The 23080-nt window shown below is 76.3% G+C and carries 19 protein-coding genes and 1 riboswitch; of the genes, 5 read left to right on the top strand and 14 right to left on the bottom strand.

The window, feature by feature from the left end; translation table 11 throughout:
* Positions 1-23 precede the first annotated feature (23 nt).
* The gene (locus QBL21_RS25520) at positions 24-950 is read left to right on the top strand and encodes an AraC family ligand binding domain-containing protein (protein WP_407564559.1); all 927 of its coding nucleotides are present in this window, start codon (positions 24-26) and stop codon (positions 948-950) included.
* Here QBL21_RS25520 and QBL21_RS25515 read toward each other — a convergent pair.
* The 9 genes from QBL21_RS25515 to QBL21_RS25475 form a co-directional block, all read right to left on the bottom strand.
* Positions 884-2413, bottom strand: a complete 1530-nt coding sequence (locus tag QBL21_RS25515; protein ID WP_407564558.1) for a UDP-N-acetylglucosamine 1-carboxyvinyltransferase — start codon at positions 2411-2413, stop codon at positions 884-886. The two genes, QBL21_RS25520 and QBL21_RS25515, sit on opposite strands and share 67 nt — an antisense overlap.
* A 15-nt stretch (positions 2414-2428) precedes the next feature.
* Positions 2429-3415 carry an ECF transporter S component gene (locus QBL21_RS25510; protein WP_407564557.1) on the bottom strand — a complete coding sequence of 329 codons (987 nt, stop codon included), beginning with the start codon at positions 3413-3415 and terminating at the stop codon, positions 2429-2431.
* The gene (locus QBL21_RS25505; RefSeq protein ID WP_407564556.1) at positions 3412-5181 is read right to left on the bottom strand and encodes an ABC transporter ATP-binding protein; all 1770 of its coding nucleotides are present in this window, start codon (positions 5179-5181) and stop codon (positions 3412-3414) included. Before QBL21_RS25505 ends, QBL21_RS25510 begins: the two co-directional genes overlap by 4 nt.
* Entirely contained in the window at positions 5178-6425 is a 1248-nt protein-coding gene (locus QBL21_RS25500) for a CbiQ family ECF transporter T component (RefSeq protein WP_407566561.1), read from the bottom strand. Before QBL21_RS25500 ends, QBL21_RS25505 begins: the two co-directional genes overlap by 4 nt.
* Positions 6422-7204: an SCO2322 family protein gene (locus QBL21_RS25495; RefSeq protein WP_407564555.1), complete on the bottom strand. Its 783-nt coding sequence runs from the start codon at positions 7202-7204 to the stop codon at positions 6422-6424. Before QBL21_RS25495 ends, QBL21_RS25500 begins: the two co-directional genes overlap by 4 nt.
* 350 nt (positions 7205-7554) lie before the next feature.
* Positions 7555-8874: a prenyltransferase/squalene oxidase repeat-containing protein gene (locus QBL21_RS25490; protein ID WP_407564554.1), complete on the bottom strand. Its 1320-nt coding sequence runs from the start codon at positions 8872-8874 to the stop codon at positions 7555-7557.
* Positions 8875-9041: 167 nt separating this feature from the next.
* Positions 9042-9118, bottom strand: a riboswitch (cobalamin riboswitch).
* Positions 9119-9300: 182 nt separating this feature from the next.
* Positions 9301-10371 (bottom strand): prenyltransferase, encoded by a 1071-nt coding sequence (locus QBL21_RS25485; RefSeq protein ID WP_407564553.1) that lies wholly within the window; start codon positions 10369-10371, stop codon positions 9301-9303.
* Positions 10368-11093: a class I SAM-dependent methyltransferase gene (locus QBL21_RS25480; protein WP_407564552.1), complete on the bottom strand. Its 726-nt coding sequence runs from the start codon at positions 11091-11093 to the stop codon at positions 10368-10370. The genes QBL21_RS25485 and QBL21_RS25480 overlap by 4 nt, the downstream gene beginning before the upstream one ends.
* Positions 11094-11195: 102 nt before the next feature.
* A complete protein-coding gene (locus QBL21_RS25475; RefSeq protein WP_407564551.1) occupies positions 11196-12548 on the bottom strand; it encodes a glycosyltransferase family 4 protein in 1353 nt (450 codons plus the stop codon).
* Between the two features lie 143 nt (positions 12549-12691).
* Between QBL21_RS25475 and QBL21_RS25470 the strand changes: the two genes are divergently transcribed.
* The gene (locus QBL21_RS25470) at positions 12692-13336 is read left to right on the top strand and encodes a TetR family transcriptional regulator (RefSeq protein ID WP_407564550.1); all 645 of its coding nucleotides are present in this window, start codon (positions 12692-12694) and stop codon (positions 13334-13336) included.
* A gap of 104 nt (positions 13337-13440) precedes the next feature.
* Entirely contained in the window at positions 13441-14244 is an 804-nt protein-coding gene (locus QBL21_RS25465) for a maleylpyruvate isomerase family mycothiol-dependent enzyme (protein WP_407564549.1), read from the top strand.
* Positions 14245-14386: 142 nt separating this feature from the next.
* On the opposite strand, the gene QBL21_RS25460 is transcribed toward QBL21_RS25465, so the two are convergent.
* From QBL21_RS25460 to QBL21_RS25450, 3 genes are all read right to left on the bottom strand, one after another.
* Positions 14387-15292, bottom strand: coding sequence for a hypothetical protein (locus QBL21_RS25460; RefSeq protein ID WP_407564548.1), 906 nt, complete (start codon positions 15290-15292; stop codon positions 14387-14389).
* A gap of 211 nt (positions 15293-15503) precedes the next feature.
* The gene (locus tag QBL21_RS25455) at positions 15504-16412 is read right to left on the bottom strand and encodes an N-acetylmuramoyl-L-alanine amidase (protein ID WP_407564547.1); all 909 of its coding nucleotides are present in this window, start codon (positions 16410-16412) and stop codon (positions 15504-15506) included.
* 30 nt (positions 16413-16442) lie between these two features.
* Positions 16443-17039, bottom strand: coding sequence for a class I SAM-dependent methyltransferase (locus tag QBL21_RS25450; protein ID WP_407566560.1), 597 nt, complete (start codon positions 17037-17039; stop codon positions 16443-16445).
* Positions 17040-17358: 319 nt separating this feature from the next.
* Here QBL21_RS25450 and QBL21_RS25445 point away from each other — a divergent pair, with 319 nt between their 5' ends.
* On the top strand, positions 17359-18813 hold the full coding sequence (locus tag QBL21_RS25445) for an MFS transporter (protein WP_407564546.1): 1455 nt from the start codon (positions 17359-17361) through the stop codon (positions 18811-18813).
* An 80-nt stretch (positions 18814-18893) separates the two neighbouring features.
* Here QBL21_RS25445 and QBL21_RS25440 read toward each other — a convergent pair whose 3' ends face one another.
* Entirely contained in the window at positions 18894-20084 is a 1191-nt protein-coding gene (locus QBL21_RS25440) for a CapA family protein (RefSeq protein WP_407564545.1), read from the bottom strand.
* Positions 20085-20466: 382 nt separating this feature from the next.
* Between QBL21_RS25440 and QBL21_RS25435 the strand changes: the two genes are divergently transcribed.
* A complete protein-coding gene (locus QBL21_RS25435) occupies positions 20467-21333 on the top strand; it encodes a MaoC/PaaZ C-terminal domain-containing protein (RefSeq protein ID WP_407564544.1) in 867 nt (288 codons plus the stop codon).
* Positions 21334-21376: 43 nt separating this feature from the next.
* Here the strand turns inward: QBL21_RS25435 and QBL21_RS25430 are convergent, their stop codons facing one another.
* Complete coding sequence (locus tag QBL21_RS25430) at positions 21377-22603, bottom strand: hypothetical protein (protein ID WP_407566559.1); 1227 nt, start codon at positions 22601-22603, stop codon at positions 21377-21379.
* Positions 22604-23080: the final 477 nt, after the last annotated feature.

Here is a 23080-nt window from a genome sequence, read left to right as displayed (position 1 = left end):
CCCCGCCGCCCGGGTGCGGCACCATGGAAGGCGTGAGCGACTGGGTCTCCTACTGGCGGGACGCGCAGCGGCCCGTGGAGGCCATGCGCGCCCACTTCGAGCGGCACGTCTTCCACCGCCACAGCCACGACGCCTACTCCTTCGGCCTCACCGAGACCGGCGCCCAGCGCTTCGTCTGCCGCGGCGGCTCGCACACCTCCGCCGCCGGCCTCGTCATGGCCTTCAACCCCGACGACCCGCACGACGGAGAGGCGGCGACCGAGCTGGGCTTCACCTACCGGATGGTGCACATCGGCCCCGACGTCGTACGGGACGTCCTCGCCGACGTCGGTACGCGCCCGGGCGCGACGGCCGCCCTCCCGCTCTTCGCCGACCCCGTGCACCGCGACCCGCCGCTGTGGCGCGCCCTGCTGCGGCTGCACGCGGCGCTCACGGAGGGCGCGGGGCCGCTGGTGCGCGACGAGCGGCTGACCGCCGCGGTGACGGCGATGGTCCACCGCGCCTCGACCGCCCCGCCGCGCGAGCGCGCGCTGCGCCCCGGCGGCCCGCAGGCCGGCGCGGCACGGCGGGCGCGCGCGGTGCTCCAGGAGCGGTACGCCGAGGAGGTCCCGGCGGCGGAGCTGGCGGCGGCGGCGGGCTGTAGCCGCTACGCGCTGTACCGGGCGTTCCGGGCGGAGTACGGCATGGCGCCCAGCGACCTCCAGCGCCTGCTGCGCCTGCGCGACGCCCGCCGCCGGCTGACGGCGGGCGCGAGCGGCGCCGAGGCCGCCGCGGCGGCGGGGTTCGCGGACCAGAGCCATCTGCACCGGTGGTTCGTCCGCAGCTACGGCATCACCCCGGGCGCGTTCGCCCTCGCCGGGCACCAACCCCGGCGCCCGCGGGGTCAGATGTCGCGGAACGTCTCGATGCGGGCGCCCACCGAGTTGAGCCGGTCGGCCAGGGACTCGTAACCCCGGTTGATGACGTAGACGTTGCGGAGCACCGACGTGCCCTCCGCCGCCATCATCCCCAGCAGCACCACCACCGCGGGCCGCAGCGCCGGCGGGCACATCATCTCCGTCTCGCGCCACCGCGTGGGGCCCTCGACCAGCACGCGGTGCGGGTCGAGCAGCTTGACGCCGGCGCCCAGGCGGGTCAGCTCGGTGAGGTAGATGGCGCGGTTGTCGTAGACCCAGTCGTGGATGAGCGTCGAGCCCTGCGCGGAGGCCGCGATGGCCGCGAAGAACGGCACGTTGTCGATGTTGACGCCGGGGAACGGCATCGGGTGGATCTTGTCGATCGGCGCCTGGAGCTTCGAGGGCCGTACGGTCAGGTCGACCAGCCGGGTGCGGCCGTTGTCGGCGGCGTACTCCGGGGTGCGGTCGAGATCGAGGCCCATCTCCTCCAGCACCGACAGCTCGATCTCCAGGAACTCCACCGGCGCCCGCCGCACCGTCAGCTCCGACGACGTGACGACGGCCGCCGCCAGCAGGCTCATCGCCTCCACCGGGTCCTCGGAGGGGGAGAAGTCGACGTCCCGGTCGATGTCCGGCACGCCGTGCACGCGCAGCGTGGTGGTGCCCACGCCGTCCACGCGCACGCCCAGGTGCTCCAGGAAGAAACAGAGGTCCTGGACCATGTAGTTGGGGCTGGCGTTGCGGATCAGGGTCACGCCGTCGTGCCGGGCGGCGGCCAGCAGCGCGTTCTCGGTCACGGTGTCGCCGCGCTCGGTCAGCACGATCGCCCGGTCGGGGGCGATGCCCGCGACGACCTCGCAGTGGTAGACGCCCTCGGTCGCCGTCACGTCCAGGCCGAAGCGGCGCAGCGCGGTCATGTGCGGCTGCACGGTCCGGGTGCCGAGGTCGCAGCCGCCCGCGTACGGGAGCTTGAAGCGCTCCGCGCGGTGCAGCAGCGGGCCGAGGAACATGATCACGCTGCGGGTGCGGCGCGCGGCCTCGTGGTCCATGGCGTCGAGGTCCAGTTCGGCCGGCGGTACGACCTCCAGGTCGGCGCCGTCGTTGATCCAGCGCGTCCGCACCCCGATGCTGCCCAGTACCTCCAGGATGCGGAAGACCTCCTCGATCCGCGCCACCCGGCGCAGCACCGTGCGCCCGGAGTTCAGCAGGGTGGCGCACAGCAGCGCGACGCAGGCGTTCTTGCTCGTCTTCACGTCGATCGCACCCGACAGCCGGCGGCCACCGGAGACCCGCAGATGCATCGGGCCCGCGGTGCCCAGGGCGACGATCTCGCTGTCCAGCGCCTCGCCGATGCGCGCGATCATCTCCAGGCTGATGTTCTGGTTGCCGCGCTCGATGCGGTTGACGGCGCTCTGGCTGGTACCCAGCGCCGCGGCGAGCTGACTCTGCGACCATCCCCGGTGCTGCCGGGCGTCACGGATGAGTCTGCCGATGCGCACGAGGTAGTCATCTGCCATGACTTGGACGCTATCTCACATATGAGATGCCCGCGCACTCAGGGGGTTCGCGTCCTCGAACGTCACCGGTGTGCCGAATGCGGCCTTTCGGGTGGCCCGGCGCAGCGCCGCCAGCACGGCCCGGCCCAGGGTGAGCGTGCACACCGCCGTCACCACCGCGCGCGGCAGGTCCCAACCCAGCGATGTGGCGAGGCAGTACGCGACGAAGCGGGCGAGGTTCTCCGGCAGCGGATCGCCCGCGACGAACGACACGCCCGTAGACATACCGCTCAGATACGGCCACCCCTGGAGGTTCATCACCGTTCCGTAGAGAACGGAGGCGATTGCTCCATACGAGGCAAGCAGCCACAACTCCCGGCGCCCCCGCAGCCGCTTCGCCCCCGGCAGCAGCCCGGCGCCCATGGCGACCCAGCCCATGGCGAGCATCTGGAACGGCATCCACGGCCCGACCCCGCCGGTGAGCAGGGCGGACGCGAACATCGTCACGGCCCCGAGCACGAACCCGAAGCCCGGCCCCAGCACCCGGCCGGAGAGCACCATCAGGAAGAACATCGGCTCGATCCCGGCCGTCCCGGCGCCGAGGGGCCGCAGCGCGGCGCCCACGGCGGCGAGCACGCCGAGCATGGCGACGGCCTTGGCGTCGAGGCCGGAGTCGGCGATGGTCGCGCCGGCGACGGCGACCAGGAGGGGGAGGAGGGCGGCGAAGAGCCAGGGGGCGTCGCCGGAGTGGGCGAGGTCGGAGTCGGGGCCGGCGAGCAGCGGCCAGCCGAAGGCGGCGACGCCGACTGCGGAGACAAGCAGCAGGGCGGCGGCGGAGACGGGCCCGAGCCGGACGACCCGCAGGCGCGCGGTGCGGGCGGCGCGGGGCGCGGCGCCGGAGGGCGGGGCATCCCGGGCCGGGGTGTCTTCGGGAGGGTCGTTCCGGGTTCGGGCGGCGGCGGTCGGGGGGTGCCCGGAGGGGCCGGTGGGGCCGGGCTTGCCGTCGGCGGCGCCGGCGGTCATGCCGCCGCCTCCAGGGCGTCGCGCACCTGGGCGACCGTCAGCCACGGCGTGCCCGCCGCCGCGCGGTCCCCGGCGGAGCCGCCCGCCGCACCGCCGCTGCCCGCCGGGCTCAAAATCTTCGCCACCTGCGGCGCGAACGACGGCGAGGCGACCACGACCTCGGCGGTCGGCCCGTCGGCGACCACCTCGCCGTCCGCCAGGATCACCACCCGGTGCGCCAGTTCGGCGGCCAGCTCCACGTCGTGCGTCGCCAGCACCACGGCGTGGCCCGCCGCGGCAAGCGCGCGCAGCACGCCGACGAGCCGGGCCTTCGCCGCGTAGTCGAGGCCGCGCGTCGGCTCGTCGAGCAGCAGCAGCCGGGGGCGGGCGCCGAGGATCACGGCGAGGGCGAGCGCGAGCCGCTGGCCTTCCGACAGGTCGCGGGGATGGGCGTCGTCCGGTACGCCGGGCAGCAGCTCGGCGACCAGGGCCCGGCAGGTGCCCGCCGCGGCCTGTGCGTCGGCGTCGGCCGCCGCGCACTCCGCGGCGACGGTGTCCGCGTACAGCAGGTCCCGCGGGTCCTGCGGTACGAGCCCGGCGTGCCGCAGGAGTTCGGCGGGCCGGGTGCGGTGCGGGGCCAGGTCCCCGAGGCGTACGGAACCGGCGGCCGGCCGGTGCATGCCGACGAAGGTGGCCAGCAGCGTCGACTTGCCGGCGCCGTTGCGGCCCATCAGGGCGACGGTCTCGCCGGCGGCGACGGTCAGCGACACCCCGCGCAGCACCTCGGCCCGCCCGCGGCGCACGGTCAGCCGGTCGGCGACGGCGGCGGGGCCGGTGAGGTGGGCCAGGGCCCCGGCCGGTGCGCGGGCGGGGGCGGGGTCCGCGCCAACGGCCGCCGGGGACAGGGAGTTCGCGCGTGCGGGCCCGGCGGTGGACCGGGTCCCCGGGCAGCCCGGCCCCGGCGGCGTCAGGCCCGCCAGTCGCTCCCGCAGCGGCGCCGCGCGCCGCCGCGCGTCCCGTACCGTCAGCGGCAGCGGCGACCAGCCCGCCAGCCGACCGAGCGCGACGACCGGCGGGCGTACGGGCGAGAGCGCCATCATCTCCGCCGGCGCCCCCGCCTCCGGCGCCGCGCCCGGCGACGGCAGGACGATGACCTGGTCCGCGTACTGCACCACCCGCTCCAGCCGGTGTTCGGCCAGCAGCACCGTCGTGCCCAGGTCGTGCACCAGCCGCTGGAGCACCGCCAGCACCTCCTCGGCCGCCGCCGGGTCCAGCGCCGACGTCGGCTCGTCCAGGACCAGCACCCGCGGATGCGGCGTCAGCACCGAGCCGATCGCCACCCGCTGCTGCTGGCCGCCGGAGAGCGAGGCGATCGGCCGGTCGCGCAGCTCGGTGAGGCCGAGCAGGTCGAGGGTCTCCTCCACCCGCCGCCGCATCGTGTCGCGCGGCAGGCCCAGGGACTCCATGCCGTAGGCGAGTTCGTCCTCGACGGTGTCCGTGACGAAGTGGGCCAGCGGGTCCTGGCCCACCGTGCCGACGACGTCGGCCAGTTCGCGCGGCGGATGCGTACGGGTGTCGCGGCCGTCGACGGTGACGCGACCGCGCAGGGTGCCGCCGGTGAAGTGGGGCACGAGCCCGCAGACGGCGTTCAGCAGTGTCGACTTGCCGACTCCCGAAGGGCCGACGAGCAGCGCGAGTTCGCCCTCGGGGACGGTCAGGTCCACGCCCCGGATCGCGGGCTTCGCGGCGCCGTCGTAGACGACGGACACGTCCTCGAAACGGATCACTGGGCGGTCTCCTTGCGGGGTCGGTCCTCGGTGGTTCGCGGGGCCTTGCGGTCGTGGGGGCGCGGCGGTACGGGTGCGACGAGCGCGGGCAGCAGGCCGAGCAGGCAGCTCGCGGCCGGCCACAGCGGCAGCTCGGGCGCGGTCAGCGGTACGACGGTGGGGTGCAGGGCGCCGGGGGCGTAGGAGTTGGCGTGGATCATCAGGCCCCCGACGGCCGCGCCGGAGGCGGCGACCAGCCAGGCGCGCGGCCCGAAGCGGTCGGGCCGGTAGCGGCTGCGCACCGCGCGGCGCCCGCCGAGCCACAGCCCGCCGGCCGCGGCGGCGGTGCCGAGCGCCAGCACGGGCCCGCCGTAGCCGGCGCCCGAGGCGGCGAGGAGTCCGTACGTGCCGGCGCAGACGCCGAGGAGTCCGCCGAGGGTGAGCGCGGCGGTGGTGAGCCGGACGGCGCGGGGGAGTTGGGCCGTACGGCCGTAGCCGCGGGCGTCCATCGCGGCGGCCAGCGCCACCGACCGCTCCAACGCGCCCTCCAGCACCGGCAGCCCGACCTGGAGCAGCGCCCGCGGGCCGCGGTCCTCGCGCCCGCGCAGCCGGCGGGCGCGGCGCAGCCGGGCGACGTCGGCGACGAAGTGCGGGGCGAAGGTCATCGCGACGACGACGGCGACGCCGAGTTCGTACAGCGCGGCGGGCAGGGACTTCAGCAGGCGGGCGGGGTTGGCCAGGGCGTTGGCGGCGCCCACGCAGATGAGGAGGGCGGCGAGCTTCATGCCGTCGTAGAACGCGAACGTCAGTTGCTCGGCGGTGACCCGGCCGCCGAGGCGGACGCCCTGCGCCCACTCGGGCAGGGGGACCTCGGGGAGGGTGAAGACCGCGTGGGTGCCGGGGATGGGCGAGCCGAGGAAGGTGGCGAACACGAGCCGGACGGCGATGACGAGGAGGCCCAGCTTGAGGAAGAGGGCGTACGAGCGGGCCCAGGGCGCGTCGCTGCGGCGGGCGGCGACGACGTAGCCGGCGACGGCGACGAGGAGGGCGAGGAGCAGGGGGTTGGTGGTGCGGGAGGCGGCGGTGGCGAGCCCGAGGGCCCAGAGCCACCAGGCGCCGGCGTGCAGGGCGTTGGCCCGGTCCGCGAGGGGCGGTCGCAGGACGCCCGCCGCGCCCGCGCCGCGCTTGCCCCGCGCCGCCGCGGGCGCACCCGGCGACCCGGCGAGGCGCGCGGAGCGGGGGCGGTCGGCGGCGGCGGACGTCATGTCCGGCGGCGGCGCAACTGCCATACGGTGAGCCCGGCGAGGACCGCGACCGCGGCGACGCCGCCGAAGAAGCCCGCGGACGGGCCGGAGTCGCCGTCGTCCGCGGCGTCGCCGGCGGTGTCGCCGTCGCGCGGCTCCCCGGCCGTGTCGCCGCTGCCGTCGCCGCCCCCGCTGCCGGACGCCGACTCGGCGCAGCCGCTGCGCGGGTAGCCGTCGATGGCGCAGAGCAGCCCGTCGGAGTCGTAGCGCAGCGGCTCGGCGACCGCGGCGAGGGCGTCGCCGAGGGTGGCGTCGTCGGAGACAAAGGCGCATTCCGTACGGGCCGGGGGCGGGCTCTCGCCGTCGGGTGCGTGCGCGGCGGTGCCGAAGTCGAGGACGAGAGCGACGCGTTTGCGGCCGTCGCCGGGTTCGGTGCCGCCGCAGACGGCGGCGAAGCCGGCGGCCCCGCGGGGGCGCGGCCCGCCGCCGGACTCCTCGCTGACGGCGAACCGCACGCCGTGCACGTCGCCGTCCGCGGGCCGGGCGAGGCCGGGGCCCTTCGTGGCGTAGACCCACGAGTCACCGTCCCGGTCCCAGAAGGACCAGTACCGGTACCCGTCCGCGGCCGGCCCGGCGTGCGCCGCGGGCGCGACCGCCCCGAGCGCCAGTACCGCGCCTCCGGCCGCGGCCGCGACCGCCCGCCGCAGCCGGCCCCGCGGGGCGGCACGGTGGGGCGCGGGCCGCGCTCGGCCGGATCCGGCCGCCTCCAGGCGTCCGGCGAGGGCCGGGTCGACGGGCAACCGGCCCGCGCCGGCTCCCGGCGCCCGCGCACCCGGGCGATTCGCGCCGTGCGCGCGGAACGCGCCCCGCTCCGGCCCGGCTCCCCGCCGTGGCCCGGACCGGACCGCGGCCGGCTCCGTGCCGGTCCCGCGGCGACGGCCCGCGGGCGACTCCGTCCGTGCCCCTGCGGGCTCCGTGCCCGTCTCACCGGGCCGGCCCGCCGCCGGCACTGCCCGTACCGCTGCCGCCGCCGCGCCCGTACCACCGCGGATGCCCGCCGGCGATCCCGCCCGCTCCGCCCTCGGCGACGTGCGCGTACCACCGTCCGCCGGCCGGAGCCGCCGGACGCGCCGCGTCCGCGACCCGCCCGTCACCCCCGCCTCTTTCTGCGCGCGCTCGCCAGCAGGCCGATGCCCGCGCCCGCCGCCAGGCCCACGCCCAGCAGCGTCCACACCGCCGCGCCCGGGCCGCCGTCGTCGTCCGACGACTCCTCGCCGGCCGCCGCCGCGGCGTCCGCCGCCGGCTTCTCCGCGGTGGGCTGCGGGCCCGTGGCGTTGAGGCGGGCCACCAGGTCCGTGTCGCCGGCGAAGGCGCCCGGGTCGGCGTCGACCGCGTCGGCGGCGAGGATCAGGGTGGCCAGGGCCGCCGGATTGTCCTTCGCCCAGGCCAGGGTGCTCTTGTCGCGCTCCAGCCAGCCGTACGGCTCGCGCGCCGCGCTGCCGTGGCCGCCCGCGGCCAGCGCGAGGGCCGCGACGGCGGTGGCGTTGTGGTCGGGGCCCTCGCCGGTCATCGCCGCGAGGTGCGCGTCGCCGGCCGCGAGCTTCTGCGCCAGGTACGCCGCGCCCGCCTCCGACGCCTGCGCCGGGGACGGGTCGTCGGTGCAGGCGACCGCCTCGACCGGCTTGTCCCTGCCGCCCGCCGCGTCCTTCTTCGCCAGGCCGACGCCGAGCCCGTTGCCGGTGCCGGCGAGGACGGCCGCGGCGGTGGCGTAGTCGTTGGGGAAGAGCGCCCCGTCCTCCTCCGGCTGGTACGCGTACGCCCCCTGCTCCGCCTTCTTCGCGTCGCAGCCGAGCTGGAGCGCCGCCAGCGCGTCGTACGGGCTGCCGCCGCCCGCCGTCGTCTTCTCCGGCCGCTCGCCGACCGCCGCGAGGGCGCCGACGACGACGGCGGTGGAGTTGGCGTCCGTGGGGCCGCCGGGGTTGAAGCCCCAGCCGCCGTCGTCGTTCTGGATCTTCTTCAGCCAGGCCACGCCCTTGTCGACGGCCTTGCGCTCCCCGCCCGCCGCGCTCAGCGCCTGCACCGCGGCGGCCGTGGCGTTGGTGTCCTCGGTGGCCGCGTCGCAGGGCTTGGCGGCATCCGCGCGGTACGCGGCGAAGCCGCCGTCCGCGCACTGCTGGCCGGTGAGGAAGTCGATCGCGGCCGGGGCCGGGCGGAGCTGCTGGGTGCGCTGGGCGAGGACGGCCAGCGACTGCCGCCAGACGCCGTCGAACTCGGGGTCCGCGGTGCCGTACAGCCCCTCGGGGAGCTTCTTCTGTACGGGCACGGCGTGCGGTGCGGCGTGCGGTGCCGCCTGCGGCGCACCGGCGGCCGGGGCCGCGGACGCCGTGCCGGCGACGGTCAGGGGCAGCAGCACGGCGGCGGCGAGTGCCGCGCGCGTGCCGCGGGCGGCGGTCCGGCCTATCGGAGCCATGGCGGGGCGGGGGCCTTTCGTGACGGCGGGCCGGCACAGCCGGCCACGGCCGCCCGTCCGCGCACGGCGCGTGCCGGGGGTGCCGGGCTCAGCTCCGCGTACCGCGACGGACGAGGCCCGGGCCGGCGTGGTTGCCGGGCGGGGCCGATGAGCCTGCCGCGCTCCGCGGGTGCTCCGGCTCGTACGGCCACGGGTGGCCGCACTCACGGTTGCGGGTCAGCGCCGGGTTCGCACCGGCTTCCCCCGAAGGGCGCGGTTGAAGTTGTCGCCGCTCACCCTACCGTCCCGTACCCGCGGAGGTCAGCGCCGGTCCCGGCCACGGGGGCGCCTGACGAGGCAGGTTCCGCACGGACCGCGCCGTCCGCCCGTACGGACCGGGGCCCCGCGCCGTACGGGCCGCGCCCCCGGGCCCGTACGCCCGCCGGCTCAGCAGCAGTCCGGGTCCAGCCCCGCCGGCAGCCCGGCGCCGCCGAAGACCGCCGCCGTCGCCTCGTCGCCGCCGACCGCCGCGATCGCGAGCAGCAGCGCACCGGCCGTCCACGACGTCCGCTCGGCGGGCCAGATCGCGTCGTCATCGAAGACGTACCCCGTCCAGTACATGCCGTCCTCGGCGCGCAGGTGCTTCAGCCAGCGCAGCACCTCCAGCGCCCGGTCGGCGTTGCCCGCCGCCCACAGCGCGAGCACCAGCTCCGCGCTCTCGCCGCCGGTCACCCACGGCCGGTCGCCGACGCAGCGCACGCCGAGCCCGGGGACGACGAAGCGGTCCCAGTCGCGCTCGATACGCGCCACGGCGTCCGCGCCGGTGACCGCGCCGCCGAGCACCGGGTAGTACCAGTCCATCGAGAAGCGGTCCTTGTCGAGGAACCGCTCCGGGTGCCGCCGGATCGCGTGCGCGAGCCGGCCGAGGGCCAGCTCCCAGCCGGGCTGCGGCTCGCCGAGGCGCTCGGCGGCGGCCAGCGCGCAGCGCAGCGCGTGGTGGACGGACGAGGAGCCGGTCAGCAGCGCGTCGGTGCGGACCGGCCCGTCCGGGCCGTCCCGCTTCCAGCCCACCTGCCCGCCCGGCTGCTGGAGCCGCAGCACGAACTCCATCGACCCCTGCACCACCGGCCACATCCGGCGCAGGAACGCCTCGTCGCCGGTGGCCAGATGGTGGTGCCAGACGCCGACCGCCGGATACGCGCAGAAGTTGGTCTCCAGGCCCCGGTCGGTCGGCCGGGCCGCGTCCCCGTCCGCGTACGCCGCGTACCAGGAGCCGTCCGCGAGCTGGTGCCGGCGCAGCCACTCGTACGCCGCCTCCGCCCGCGCGTGCTCGCCCGCCGCGTCCAGCGCCATCGCCGCCTCGGTGTGGTCCCACGGGTCGAGGTGGTGCCCGCGGAACCACGGGATCGCCCCGTCGTCCCGCTGCACCGCGGCGATCCCGGCGACGGTCTGCGCCACCTCGGCGGCGGACAGCACGCCGGGCAGGACCAGGTGCTCGGTGCGTTCGTAGCTCGTCACCGGCCGCCCTCGTGCGGCTTGGTGGCGTAGACGACGACGCTCTTGCCCATGACCGGGTCGAGGAGCCGCTCGGCGAGCCGGGTCGCCAGCGGCTTCTTCATGATGTCCCAGACCAGCAGCTTGTGGTACGCGCGCACGGCCGGCGAGCGGTCGTTGTCCACGCCCACCGCGCACTTGATCCACCAGTACGGCACGTGCAGCGCGTGCGCGTGGTGCAGGCCGTACGGCTTCAGACCCGACTCGCGGATCCTGCCGACCAGTTCGTCCGCCTTGTAGATGCGGATGTGGCCGCCCTCGACCTCGTGGTACGCGTCCGACAGCGCCCAGCAGACCTTCTCCGGCCCGTAGCGCGGCACGGTCACCGCGATCCGCCCGCCGGGGCGCAGCACGCGCACCATCTCGGCGAGCACGCCCTTGTCGTCGTGGATGTGCTCCATCACCTCGGAGACGATCACGACGTCGAAGCTGTCGTCGGGGAACGGCAGCGCCAGCGCGTCGCCCTCGACGGCGGTGGCGGAGGCGCCGGCCGGCGCCTCGCCCGCCGCCTTCATCGCCGCGAACCAGCGGGCGACCTCGCGGATCTCGTCGCCGTCGCGGTCCAGGGCGACGACGCGGGCGCCGCGCCGGTAGCACTCGAAGGCGTGCCGCCCTGCGCCGCAGCCCAGGTCGAGCACGCGGTCGCCGGGCGCGAGCGGGAAGCGGGTGAAGTCGACGGTCAGCAAGGCTCCTCCGGAAGGGTGGGCGGGAGGCTGCGTACAGGAGTGAGGTGCGTACGGGGCGGGGAGTGGGGTGCGCGGTGCCGCGGCCGTCCGGCCGACGGGCCATCAGCGGTCACCGCCCGCGGCGCGCATCCGGGGCGCCGCCGGGCCGCCGCGCGCCGGGGCCGGGGCGCCGGCCGCTGCGGTGTGCGCCGCGATGGCCGCCCGGTAGCGCTCCGCGGTCAGCTTCGCCGCCTGCGCCCAGGTGAACCGGGCCAGCACGCGCTCGCGGCCCGCCGCCCCGAGGCGGTCGCGCAGCGGGGCGTCGGAGAGCAGCTTGGCGAGGGCGGCGGCCAGCGCGCCCGCGTCGCCCGGCGGCACCGCCAGGCACGTCTCGCCGTCGGGCCCGGCGACCTCCGGGATCGCGCCGCCGGTGGTGGCGACCAGCGGGGTGCCCGTCGCCATCGCCTCGACGGCGGGCAGCGAGAAGCCCTCGTACAGCGAGGGCACGCACGCGACCTGCGCGCTGCGCAGCAGGCCGACCAGCTCCTCGTCGCTGATGCCGGTGACGAACGTGATGGCCTCGCCGAGCCCGAAGCGCTCGACGGCCTGGGCGACCGGCCCGTCCTCGGTCCGCTTGCCGACCACGACCACGTGCGCGTCCGGCTGTTCGGTGCGGATCTTCGCCAGCGCCTCGACGAGGTGGACGAGCCCCTTCAGCGGCACGTCGGCGCTGGCCGTCGTGACGATCCGGCCGGGCACCCGCGGCACCGCGGGGTCGGGGCCGAACAGGTCGGTGTCCGCGCCGATCGGCACCACGTGGACGCGCTCCGGCGGCACGCCGAGCTGGTCGGTGATCTGCGCGCGGGACGAGCCGGAGACGGTCAGCACGGCGGGCAGCCGGCGGGCGACGCGGCGCTGCATGCGCGTGAACCCGTACCAGCGGCGCACGGAGTAGCGGCGCCGCCGGTCGGGTGCGGCGGCCAGGTCCAGCTCGCGGTCGACGGTGATGGGGTGGTGCACGGTGGTCACGAGCGGGGCGCCGAGGGCGCGGGCGCCGCCGAGGAGGCCGTAGCCGAGGGTCTGGTTGTCGTGGACGACGTCGAAGTCGCCGCGGCGGGCGGCCAGATGGCGGCGGGCGCGGAGGCTGAAGGTCAGCGGCTCGGGAAAGCCGCCGGTCCACATCGTGCCGACTTCGAGGAGGTCGATCCAGTCGCGGTACTCGCCGCGCCCGGGGGTGCGGAAGGGGTCGGGCTGCCGGTAGAGGTCGAGGCTGGGCAGCTCCGTCAGGGTGACGCCGGCGTCGAGCACGGGGTAGGGCTGGGCGCCGATCACCTCGACGCGGTGGCCGAGGCGGGCCAGCTCGCGCGAGAGGTGGCGGACGTAGACGCCCTGCCCGCCGCAGTAGGGGTTGCCCTTGTAGCTGAGCAGGGCGATGCGCAGTGGCACCTCTGCGGTCACGTACGGCCCCCTTCTCACTGCGCAGTTTCGCCGGAGCGTAACCGCTCGCGCTAATCTAGAACAAGTTTCAGGCAGGTTCGGCGGCTTCGAATCTACCGGTTGGTAGCCAGACCCGCCCGCCGGATCTGCCGTCGGGGGAAGCACGGCACAGATCGGGACACATGACGACAACATCGAGGGCCGGCGTCCCGGGCGTCCCGGGCAGGTCCGGCCGCGCCCCGGGCCGGCCGCAGCTCACCGAGCGGCAGGAGGCGCGCCGCCGCCGCATCCTGAAGGCCACCGCCGAGCTGGCCGGCCGCGGCGGCTTCGACGCGGTGCAGATGCGCGAGGTCGCGGAGCGGGCGGGCGTCGCGCTCGGCACCCTGTACCGCTACTTCCCCTCCAAGATCCACCTGCTCGTCGCCACCCTCCAGGACCAGTTGCGCCAGCTCCACGAGACGCTGCGCAAGCGCCCGCCGACGGCCGCCGAGCCGGGCGCCCGGGTGGCGCAGACGCTGATGCGCGCCTTCCGCGCGCTCCAGCGCGAGCCGCAGCTCGCGGACGCGATGGTGCGCGCGCTGAGCTTCGCCGACCGGTCGGTGAGCCCGGAGGTCACGGTCGCCTCCCGGCTGACCTCGGAGATCATCCTCGACGCGATGGGCGCCGGCGGCCGGCCGACGCCCGAGCAGTTGTCGGTGGCGCGGGTGATCGAGCACACGTGGCATTCGGCGCTCATCACCTGGCTGTCGGGGCGCGCGTCGATCGCGCAGGTGCGGACCGACATCGAGACGGTCTGCCGGCTGGTCGACGCGCCGCCGCCCGGCTAGCGCCGCCGGCTCCCGCGAAGCCGCGGGCCGCGGACCGCGGGACGTACGGCCGGTGGGAAAACGGGCGGCGGGGGGCGGGGGGTGCGCCCGTAGAGTGCGCCGGTATGAGACTCCCGTACGACCGCTACTGCACCGAAGTCGTCGCGCAGACCGGCCTGCTGCGCCGCACCGTGCGCGGCGCCGACCCCGGCACCCGCGTGCCCACCTGCCCCGACTGGAACCTCGGCGAGCTGGCCGTGCACGTCGGCGGCGCGCACCGGTGGGCGGCCGAACTCGTCCGCACCCGCGCCACCGAGGAGCTGGCGGAGGAGACGGTGCCCGGCTCCGCGGGACCCGGGACGCGCACGCCCGCCGCGCTCGACGCCTGGCTGGCCGAGGGCGCGGACCTCCTCGCCGCCGAACTGCGCGCGGCCGGTGCGGACACCGCGGTGTGGACGTGGGCGGACGAGCAGCGGGCCGCGTTCTGGGCGCGGCGGATGGCGCACGAGACGGTGGTGCACCGGGCGGACGCCGACGGGGCGGCGGGGGTGGACTTCGCGGTCGCGGCGGACCTGGCGGCGGACGCGATCGACGAGTGGCTGGAGATCCTGGAGTTCGCGCAGCGCGGCGGCGACGCGGACCTGGCCGCGCTGTGCGCCGCGGACCCGGCTGGCCCGGCGGGCCCGGCGATTCACCTGCACGCCACCGACACGGCGCCGGAGGCGGGCGCCGAGTGGTTGATCGAGCTGGGTGCGCAGGGGTTCGGCTGGCGCCGGGCGCACGCGAAGGCGGCGGTGGCGCTGCGCGGGCCGCTGGCGGACGTGCTGCTGGTGTTCTACCGGCGGCTGCCGCCGGACAGCGACCGGGTGGAGGTGCTGGGGGAGGCCGGGCTGCTGGACAGGTGGCTGGCGGCAACGGCCTGGGGCTGAGCGGGACATGCGACGGCCCGGGGCCGGGGCCGGCGGCCTGGGGCCGAACGGCACGGCCCGGGGCCGAGGCGGACGTGCGACGGCCCCCGCCCGGTGCTTCGGGCGGGGGCCGTTCGGGGACGTACGGGTCGGGCGCGGCCGGTCAGGCGCCGCGCTGGATGCCCGTGGTGTCCTGGAGCACGCCGCGGCGGCCGTCCTGGGTCTGCGCGACCAGCGCGGCACCGCGCTGGTCCACCGCCAGGTACCAGATGCCCGGGGTCAGTTCGGCGATCTGCGCCGAGGAGCCGTCCTCCGCGAACAGCGGCCGGGCCGCCGGCACCGCGAACCAGAACGGCGCGAACGAGCCGCCGCCGGCGGGCTGCGGCGCGGCCTGCGCCTGCGGCCGGGCGCCGGCCGGGGCACCGGCCTGCGGGCCGCCCGGCTGCGGGGCACCCGCGCCCGGACCGCCGAACGGCTGCTGCTGACCGCCGAACGGAGCGCCGCCCTGCGGGCCGCCGGGCTGCGGGCCGCCGGGGCCGGGCTGGCCGCCGCCGGGGTAGCCGTAACCGGGCTGCGGCTGACCGCCGTACGGGGCGCCGGCCGGACCCGGAACTCCCGGGTTGGGCAGCAGGTTCGCCTTGAGCGCCGGGACGGTGTGGGAGAGGACCGCCGCCACGACCATCGCGAGGTTCGCGATGAGCGCGAGGATCAGGCCGATGCCCATGCCGAACGGGTCGTCCATACCGGCGCCGGCGACCATCTCGTTGGCCATGTTGCGCGCGCCGCCGAAGAGCATGAACAGCGAGCTGAGGAAGGCGGAGGCCGACAGCGCGGTCCCCCACTGGCCCAGCCGGAGCCCGCCGAACTCGCGGTCGCCCGTGACCGTCCGGCCGACGACGATGAGCGCGCCGGCGATGATGCCGGTCAGGAAGACCGCGGGCAGCAGCGGGAACTGGTCGGCGTCCCAGCCGCTGGGCACGTCCCCGCCACAGCTTCCGCCGCCGGGGCAGTCCACCGAGATGCTGTCGAGGAACGAGGCGATAATCAGCAGCAGCGCTGCTCCGATCACTACGCCGTCGCCCCGAGTAAGTGAGCGGATGTTCACGAAATGTCCCTTACGTATTGGTCGTTGTCGCTGTTGCCGGTGCAGATCCTGACGCTGCCAAGCGTGAAATGCCGCCCCATCGTACGGGTCGGTGGATCGGCCACATCGGGCCCCCTGGCCACGAGTCCCCCTTGTTCCCCCGGTGTGCATTTCCCGGCCTGCCGGCGGCTTGCGCCTACCCTGCCAGGAAAGCCCCGATGCCGTTCGTGATTCCGTGCGCCGCCCGCTGCCGCCATACGGCGTCCGTCAGCCGGTCGGCGTCCTTAGCGTCCCGCATGTTGCCGCATTCGATGAAGACTTTGGGCACAGTCGAGAGGTTCAGCCCGCCCAGATCGGTGCGTACCGTGAAGCCTGTGTCGTTGCCCACATAGTTGGAGGGCTTACTTCCGGTTTCCTCCGCGAAGTGCGCCTTCAACTCCTTGCCCAGCTTTCGCGACGGCTTCACGATGGCGGTGGTGTCCGCCTTTCCCTCGCTCACCCGGCCCGGCAGGATCACGTGGAACCCGCGGGCGCCCGGTCCGCCGCCGTCGGCGTGGATGGAGACGACCGCGTCCGCCCCGGCCTTGTTGCCGGCTTCGGCGCGCTCGTCGATACACGGCCCGAACTCGCGCTTGCCGTCGTGCGTCAGCCGCACCTGTGCGCCTTGTGCGCGCAGCAGGGTGCGGGCGCGCCGGGCCACGTCCAGGGTGAAGTCGGCCTCGGCGTAACCGCCGTTGGTGGCGGTTCCGGTGGTGTCGCACTCCTTGCGCACGGTGCCGATGTCGACCTGGCGGTTGATTTCGGCGGCGTGGTCGCGGTTGTTCGGGTTGTGCCCGGGGTCCAGCACGATCACCTTTCCGGCCAGTGGCAAATCGCCCACCTCCGGATCCTTCGTATTCTTCGAGTCGTTCGAATCCTCGGGATCCCCGGCGGTGGGCCGGGTCGGGGAGGAGGACGCCGACGGAGGCCCGCCGGGTTCCCGCCCGCCGGACGCGGAGCCGTCGCCGTCCACCGACTGCCACACCAGCACGCCGGCGAAGGCCAGCGGTGCCACGGGGGCGAGCAGAAGATAGGTGCGGAGAGGCCGCCGGTTCTGGCTGGACATCCGTGCGACCGTAGCAGAAGTGCCGGAGGCTCAAATTCCCGCGCCGGTACGGCGCAGCACCCGCAGGCTCCCGAGCGCGGTGATCTCCGTGAACGCCCCGGAGCCCAGCGCGCGCCGGTGGATACGGTACGGTGCCTGCCCGCCGTCCGCCGGATCGGGAAAGACGTCGTGCACGGCCAGCAGCCCGCCCGGGGCGACGTGCGGGGCCCAGCCCTCGTAGTCGGCGGTGGCGTGCTCGTCGGTGTGGCCGCCGTCGACGAAGAGCAGCCCGAGCGGCCGGTTCCACACCGCGGCGACCTGCGGCGAGCGGCCGACGACGGCGACGACGTGGTCCTCGAGACCGGCCGCGTACAGGGTGCGGCGGAACGTCGGCAGGGTGTCCATCAGGCCCGTCGCGGGGTCGACGAGCGCGGGGTCGTGGTACTCCCAGCCGGGCTGCTGCTCCTCGCTGCCGCGGTGGTGGTCGACGGTGACGGCGACGACGCCGGGGTCCGCCGCCGCGCGGGCGGCGGCGGCGAGCAGGATCGTGGACCGCCCGCAGTACGTGCCGACCTCCAGCAGGGGCAGCCCGAGCCCCGCGGCCCGGGCCGCGGCGGCGTGGAGGGCGAGGCCCTCGTCGCGGGGCATGAAGCCGGGGGCGGCCTCGAAGGCGGCGAGGACGGCGGGCGAAGGGGCGCCGGGGGAGGGGCGGGGCGCGGGCTCGCGGCCCGTCTGCGGCCGGTGCGGTTCCCGGTCCGCCGCCGGTCGGGGCGCCGGGCCGTCCCCGTGCTGCCGCTCGCGTTCCAGCTCCATCTGCGGTGCCTTTCTTCGGTCGGTGGGCGTGGTGGCCGGGGCGGCGCCGCCGGTGTCCTCGTACGCGCCCGATCCTGCCCCATGGGCCTACGACCCGGGTCGCATGGTCCGTACACCGATATGCCCGTGCGCGGTGTCGGTGGCCGGTGCGACCATGGACGGTATGCCCCAGTCACCCCCCGGCACCCGGCTGCCCGCCGCGGCCGACCGCCGCGGCGCCGCGCCGCTGTGGGTCGTCGTGCTCACGGCGTGCGCGGGCCAGTTCCTCGTCGTGCTCGACGTCTCCGTCGTCAACGTCGCGCTGCCGTCCATGCGCGCGGACCTGGGGATGAGCGCGGCGGGGCTCCAGTGGGTGGTGAACCTGTACACGCTGTCCTTCGCCGGGCTGATGCTGCTCGGCGGCCGGGCCGGTGACATCTTCGGCCGCAAGCGCGTCTTCATCGTCGGCCTCGCGCTGTTCACCGCCGCCAGCCTGGCCGGCGGCCTGGCGCAGGAGTCCTGGCAACTGCTCGCCGCGCGGGCGGTGCAGGGCGTGGGCGCGGCGGTGCTGGCGCCCTCGACGCTGACGCTGCTCACCTCGTCCGTGCCCGAGGGCCCGGCGCGGGTGCGCGCGATCGGGACGTGGACGGCGGTCGGCGCGGGCGGCGGCGCCGCCGGTTCGCTCGTCGGCGGGGTGCTGACGGACGCGCTGTCGTGGCGGTGGGTGCTGCTGATCAACGTGCCGGTCGGCGCCGTCGTCCTCACCTGCGCGGCGGTGTGGCTGGCGGAGAGCCGGGGGCTGGTGCGGCGGCGGCTCGACATCCCGGGCGCGGTCCTGGTCACCGCCGGGATAGGCGCCGTGTCGTACGGGATCGTGCAGACGGAGAGCCACGGGTGGACCGCGGCGGCGGCGCTGCTGCCGCTCTTCGGCGGGCTGGTGCTGGTCGGGGCGTTCCTGCTGGTGGAGGCCAGGACGCGGGCGCCGCTGATGCCGCTGGGGCTGTTCCGGCTGCGCTCGGTGTCGGCGGCCAACACGGCCATGTTCGTCACCGGCGCGGCGATGTTCTCGTCCTGGTACTTCCTCTCGCTCTACATGCAGAACGTCCTCGGCTACACGCCCATCGAGGCCGGCCTCGCCTTCGTGCCGCACTCGCTGACGATCGTGGCGGCCTCGAAGCTGGCGCCGCGGGTGCTGGCCCGCACGGGCCCGAAGGCCCTGGCCGTCACCGGGGTGCTGATGGCGGCCGGCGGCTATCTGTGGCAGAGCACGGCGGGCGCGGGCGGCGGGTACGTCACCGACGTCGCCGGGCCCGGCATCCTGATGATGGCCGGCGTGGGCTTCATGGCCACGCCGCTGGCGCACCTGGCGACCTCGGGGGCGCCCCCCGGCGACGCGGGCGTGGTGTCCGGGGTGATGAACACGTCGCGGACGATGGGCGGTTCGCTCGGTCTTGCGGTGCTGTCGACGGTGGCCGCCAGCCGCATCGGCGGCGAGTCCGGTCCCGAGGTGCTGGCCTCGGGGTACTCGCTGGCGTTCCAGACCGGGGTCGGGATCCTGCTGGGCTGCGCGGCCCTGATGCTCATAGCCCTGCCCCGCCCGGCCGCCGCGCCGGAGCCGGCGAAGGCGTGAGCCGGGCGGGGCGGGGGCTGCCGCGTGGCGGTGCCCGGCGGGGGCGCGGGGCGTAGCGCAGCCGTGCGGGGCGCCCGGTGTCAGCGGGGCGCGGTCAGCCCGTCCTGGGCCGCGCCGCGGCTGAGGACGACGTCGCTGATCCGGTCGTGGACCCGCCTGTAGCGCTCCGGGGCGTCGCCGTCGGCCAGTTCGGCGCCGAGGTCGACGACCCGCGGGGGGCCCGCGCGGTCGTGGTCCATGAGCTGCGGCAGGAACTCGGCCTTCGTCACCTGCCAGCGCGCGCTGCGCGGCTTAGGCGGGGAGAAGGTGAAGCGGCCGATGGTGCCCTGGTTGCCGCGCGGGTCCTTCTCGCCCGCGTTGTTGATCATGCGGCCGGCGATCTGGTCGCCCATGCCGTAGACGACCCAGGTCCCGTTGACCTTCTCGTACGCCTGCGGCACGTGCGCGTGCGTGCCGATGATCAGGTCGACGTCCGGCGCCCCGGCCGAGCGCGCGGCGGTCAGCTCGCGGGCGAGCCGGCGCTGGGTGGCGTCCGGTGCGTCCTGCCACTCCGTGCCCCAGTGCAGGCTGACCACGACGACGTCGGCGCCCGCCCGGCGGGCGCGGCGCGCGTCGGAGACGATCCGCTCGGGGTCGGTGAGGTTGACCGCCCACGGCTGGTGCGGCAGCGGCTTGCCGTTCGTGCCGTAGGTGTAGGCGAGCTGCGCGACCGTCGCGCCGCCCGCCTCCAGCATCGCGGGGCGGAGCGCCTCGGCGGGGGTGCGGGCGGAGCCGGCGTGGGCGACGCCGGCGGCGTCGAGGGCGTCGAGGGTGCGGGTGACGCCGGGGAAGCCGGCGTCGAGGGTGTGGTTGGAGGCGGTGGAGCAGGAGTCGTAGCCGGTGGCCTTGGCGGCGGTGGCGAGGGACGGCGGGGAGACGAAGGAGGGGTAGCCGCTGAACGGGCCGCCCTCCGGTCCGTAGACGGTCTCCATGTGGCAGATCGCCAGGTCGGCGGCGGAGATGACGGGCTTGACGCCGGCCAGCATGGGGCGGAAGTCGTGGCCGTTGCCGCCGGCGTCCCGGTTCGCCTGCTCGATCACGGATCCGTGCGGGAGGATGTCGCCGGTGGCGACGAGGGTGAAGGGCGTCCGGGCCTCCTTGCCGGGGGCCTTGCCTTCGTCGGAGGCGTTGCCGACCGGCCCGTGGGCGCAGGCGGTGACGGCGGCGAGCAGGGCGGCGGCGGTGAGCACCAGGGCCCCGCTGGTCGTACTAGTCGTTTTATATCCGCGCATGTCTCGAATGCACATGAGCGGGGGAGGGCATACAAGAAGCCTGGCCGGGCTGTCCCCTGAACGGCGGCCCGGGATCGCGCGTATGCGTCGTCGACAGCCCGTGCTCGAATGCTGACGGAGTGTCAGTAAAGGGGCTTTACGGTCTTCCCAACCGCCGGGGACTGCGTTATACATGTATCCGACGGCTAGAACGTGTTCTTGTCGTATGCTCCGGCCGTCGCCCCGAGAGCGACCCCGGCGTGCCGACTGGTGCGGACGGCACGCCGGGGTCTTCTCGTGCCCTTGGCCGCCGGACCCTACACGCATGCACCCCCGTCCCCACGCTCGCCCCGCTCCGCGGCCCGCGGGTGCGCCCCCGCCCGGCGAAGGAGCCAGCGCCACCATGCCCATCGACGCCGCCAGGGCCCTGGCCGAAGAGCCCCGCGAGACCCGGCTCGCCTGGACCCGCAAGGACGTCCTCCTCTACCACCTGGGCATCGGCGCCGGCCGCCCCGCCACCGACCCCGCCGAGCTGCGGTACGTCCTGGAGGACCGGCTGCACGTGCTGCCCAGCTTCGTCACGGTCGCCGGCGACGGCGGCGTGGCCGGCGAGGGCGCGGGGCTCGACGCCCCCGGCATCGACGTCGACCTGACCGCCGTACTCCACGGCGCCCAGCGCATCGAGCTGCACCGCCCGCTGCCGCCCGCCGGCGAGGCGACCCGCACCTCGCGCATCGCCGCCGTGTACGACAAGGGCAAGGCCGCCGTGCTCGTGCTGCGCACCGAGGCCGCCGACCGGGGCGGCCCGCTGTGGACCTCCGACACCCAGCTCTACGTCCGCGGCGAGGGCGGCTTCGGCGGCGAGCGCGGCCCGTCGCCGCGCCTGCCCGCGCCCGGGCGGGAGCCCGACCACGTCGTCGACCGCGCCATCCGCGCGGACCAGGCGCTGCTCTACCGGCTGTCCGGCGACTGGAACCCGCTGCACGCGGACCCGGAGTTCGCCGCGCTGGCCGGGTTCGACCGGCCGATCCTGCACGGGCTGTGCTCGTACGGGATGGCGCTGAAGGCGGCGGTGGACACGGTGCTCGACGGGGACGTGGGGCGGGTGCGGTCGTACGCGACGCGGTTCGCGGGGGTGGTGTACCCGGGCGAGACGCTGCGGATCCGGATGTGGCCGGAGGCGGCGGACGGGCGGGTGCGGCTGGCCGCGAGCGCGGTGGAGCGGGACGAGGCGCCGGTACTGGCGGACACGGTCATCGACCACGACTGAACGGGCCCGCCCCGGCGGTGCGCCGCCGGGGCGGGAAGGGCGTTCAGAGCGGGGCGTGTTGGAGGGGTACGGGGCGCGTGGCTCCATCCCCCTCCGCGGCGGTGCCGTCCGGTACGGGGTCGGGTGCCGGGTCGCCCAGGGGCGGCGCGTTCCGCAGCTCGGCCGCGGCCGGGTCGGGGACCGCCAGCCGGGCCAGGCCGCAGGGTTGCGCCGGCGTCGCGTACGGCAGCCGCAGCTCGCCCCATTGCGTCCACAGCCCGCTGCCGGTGATCCACCCCGGCAGCGGCGGCAGTTGGACCAGCCGCCGCGCCGCGGGCCGCCACACCCCGAGCCGGCAGCCGCCGGGACCGTCGAGCCGCAGCGCCACCCCGCACTGCTCCGGCGTCAGCACCTGCCCCGGCTGCACCGCGAACGGCGTCACCGCCGTGTCCCGCGGGCACAGCGCGTCGGGGAACCGCACCGGCCGTCCGCTGCCCAGCACCCCCCACCCCAGCCGGTCGCGGCCCGGGGCGTCGGAGCACAGGAGCACCAGCCCGCTGTCGGGGTCGGCGATCAGCAGCCGGTCGTTGCTCTCCGCGGTGATCTCCAGCAGCGGGCTGACCCCCACCACCCGGCCGTCGAGCCCCACCGTCACGGCCTTCGTCAGCCCGGCCAGCTCCTGGTCGACGGCGAGCGCCCGGCCCGTACGGTCCAGCCAGCCGCGGCCCGCGCACCGCCCCGGCAGTTCGCCGACGCGCCGCGGGTGCGCCGTGCCGGCGCCGGCGAACCCGCCGCCGTAGACCCGCCACACGTCGGTGGCGCCGCCGTCCGGGCCGGGGGGAGCCAGCGCGTACACCTCGACGCTCTCCGGCGCGGGCGGCACGAGCGCGAGCCGCGGCGCGGTCACCGAACCGAGGGGCTGCTCGGTGGTGTCGGGCCCGGAGGGGTGCAGGAGGGAGAACGCGTGCTCGGTGCCGCCGACGAGCCGGCGGATCAGCACGCGGCCGTCGGCCAGCGGCAGCACCGTGGTGCCGGGCTCCTCCGGCTGCGCGCAGGGGAGCGGGACGGTGTACGCCTCGGGGCCGTGGAGGGTCCAGCGTTCGGGGAACCAGTTGCCGTCGGCGTCGGTGGCGAGGCAGGCGCCGTACGTGCCGTCCGCGGTGAAGCTGAAGCCGGCCCGGCCGACGGGGCGGCCGGGGCCGGAGCCGGGCGGGCCGGTCGTGGGTCGCGGGAGGGCGGGGGAGTGGCGTGGGTGGTCGGCGGGGGGCGTCGTCGCGGTGATCGCCACCATCGCGGCTGCCGCCCTTCCGGTGGCTGTTGCCGCGGCGGGTCCGGCCTCCGCCGCGGGCACCGCCCCCGCCGCGGTGCCGGCCCCCGCGCGGGCGTGCGCCGCCCCGTTGGGCGCTCCCGCGGCAGTCGGCGCTCCGGTGTCCGCCGGCGCCTCCGGGCCGGCCGCCGTCCGGCCCGTGCCCCTGCCCGTACCCCCGCTCGTACCTCCGCCCGCAGCCGCGTCCGCGCCCCGGTCCGCCGCCCCGGGGGCCGCCACCGCACCCGCCACCGCATCCGCCGCCGTCGTCGCGTCCACCGCCGCACTCGCCGGGCCGGTCTGGGCCGCCGCCCTCGCCGACGCTGACGGAATCGATTCTGCAATGGGCCTCATCCGGTCCCATCACCTCCCCGACTGAAGGTAGTTTTCGCACGTCAAAGCAATCGGCGCGGCGCCGGTGACTTCACACGTACGGGTGGTGAATCCAGCGTTCCGCTTCGT

Source organism: Streptomyces sp. 184, assembly GCF_045781775.1.
Classification (GTDB): domain Bacteria; phylum Actinomycetota; class Actinomycetes; order Streptomycetales; family Streptomycetaceae; genus Streptomyces.
This window is presented reverse-complemented; position numbering and strand designations above follow the sequence as displayed.

Bases quoted from the DNA above. Each gene is read 5' to 3' on its own strand.
- QBL21_RS25440 (WP_407564545.1), bottom strand. From the start codon at position 20,084: ATGCGCGGATATAAAACGACTAGTACGACCAGCGGGGCCCTGGTGCTC.
- QBL21_RS25520 (WP_407564559.1), top strand. From the start codon at position 24: ATGGAAGGCGTGAGCGACTGGGTCTCCTACTGGCGGGACGCGCAGCGG.
- QBL21_RS25515 (WP_407564558.1), bottom strand. From the start codon at position 2,413: ATGGCAGATGACTACCTCGTGCGCATCGGCAGACTCATCCGTGACGCC.
- QBL21_RS25490 (WP_407564554.1), bottom strand. From the start codon at position 8,874: ATGGCTCCGATAGGCCGGACCGCCGCCCGCGGCACGCGCGCGGCACTC.
- QBL21_RS25455 (WP_407564547.1), bottom strand. From the start codon at position 16,412: ATGTCCAGCCAGAACCGGCGGCCTCTCCGCACCTATCTTCTGCTCGCC.
- QBL21_RS25435 (WP_407564544.1), top strand. From the start codon at position 20,467: ATGCCCATCGACGCCGCCAGGGCCCTGGCCGAAGAGCCCCGCGAGACC.
- QBL21_RS25500 (WP_407566561.1), bottom strand. From the start codon at position 6,425: ATGACGTCCGCCGCCGCCGACCGCCCCCGCTCCGCGCGCCTCGCCGGG.
- QBL21_RS25430 (WP_407566559.1), bottom strand. From the start codon at position 22,603: ATGGTGGCGATCACCGCGACGACGCCCCCCGCCGACCACCCACGCCAC.
- QBL21_RS25470 (WP_407564550.1), top strand. From the start codon at position 12,692: ATGACGACAACATCGAGGGCCGGCGTCCCGGGCGTCCCGGGCAGGTCC.
- QBL21_RS25445 (WP_407564546.1), top strand. From the start codon at position 17,359: ATGGACGGTATGCCCCAGTCACCCCCCGGCACCCGGCTGCCCGCCGCG.
- QBL21_RS25465 (WP_407564549.1), top strand. From the start codon at position 13,441: ATGAGACTCCCGTACGACCGCTACTGCACCGAAGTCGTCGCGCAGACC.
- QBL21_RS25510 (WP_407564557.1), bottom strand. From the start codon at position 3,415: ATGACCGCCGGCGCCGCCGACGGCAAGCCCGGCCCCACCGGCCCCTCC.
- QBL21_RS25450 (WP_407566560.1), bottom strand. From the start codon at position 17,039: ATGCCCCGCGACGAGGGCCTCGCCCTCCACGCCGCCGCGGCCCGGGCC.